This window comes from Dermacoccus sp. Ellin185 (assembly GCF_000152185.1).
Taxonomy (GTDB): domain Bacteria; phylum Actinomycetota; class Actinomycetes; order Actinomycetales; family Dermatophilaceae; genus Dermacoccus; species Dermacoccus nishinomiyaensis.
This window is the reverse complement of the sequence record NZ_AEIQ01000010.1, coordinates 1-791: the sequence shown is the minus strand read 5'-3', so window position 1 is coordinate 791 and position 791 is coordinate 1. Positions and strand designations below refer to the sequence as shown.

2 protein-coding genes are annotated in these 791 nt (G+C 36.8%); one reads left to right on the top strand and one right to left on the bottom strand.

Features of this window, described 5'->3' with window-relative positions:
- Positions 1–8 precede the first annotated feature (8 nt).
- Positions 9–410: a superinfection exclusion B family protein gene (locus tag HMPREF0321_RS15225; protein WP_083803149.1), complete on the bottom strand. Its 402-nt coding sequence runs from the start codon at positions 408–410 to the stop codon at positions 9–11.
- On the opposite strand from HMPREF0321_RS15225, the gene HMPREF0321_RS15220 reads away from it, so the two are divergent.
- On the top strand, positions 409–791 hold a 383-nt coding region (locus HMPREF0321_RS15220), incomplete at its 3' end, for an EcoRI family type II restriction endonuclease (RefSeq protein ID WP_083803150.1). The genes HMPREF0321_RS15225 and HMPREF0321_RS15220 overlap by 2 nt on opposite strands.

The following is a 791-nucleotide window of genomic DNA, read 5'->3' as shown; positions in this document are numbered from 1 at the left end:
AAATATCCTCAATAGGGAATAATATATGCTTCCCATTCCATCGGAAAAGTTTTGTTCAACACACCAAGCTCAATCAACTCACTAATGTATGGGAATTGTTTTGATGTAACCACATACTTCCTGCCTTCATTAAGGGCTGCGCACAAAACCATAGATTGCTCTTCTGTAAGGTTTTGAATTACTGATCGCACTTTATCGTTTTGCATCTTAATGCGTTTTCTTAGCTTAAATCGCTTATATCTGGCGCTGGCAATAGCTGATAATCGATGCACATTAATTGCTAGCGAAAATGCAAGAGCAAAGACGAAAACATGCCACACATGAGGAATACCGATTCTCTCATTAACATATTCAGGCCAGTTATCTGGGCTTAAAAGCAGAAGTCCAACCCAGATAACGATCATATACATGGTTCTCTCCAGAGGTTCATTACTGAACACTCGTCCGAGAATAACGAGTGGATCTCATAAGAATATATCAGAGATAGCGAATTTTATGCTCTCTGAGAGCCACTTTCCTTACGTCCTTTTCTTAGAGGGGTCTAACTTTTTAACAGAAAATATCTCAATAACAAGACCAGATGGAAGGGTTGTTAATCTTGAGTATAATTCTGGTATATTAAATAGGTTAGATCGACTAACTGCAGCTAATTATGGAATGCCTATAAATAGTAATCTATGTATTAACAAATTTGTAAATCATAAAGACAAAAGCATTATGCTACAAGCAGCATCTATATATACTCAAGGAGATGGGAGGGAGTGGGATTCGAAAATCATGTTTGAAATAAT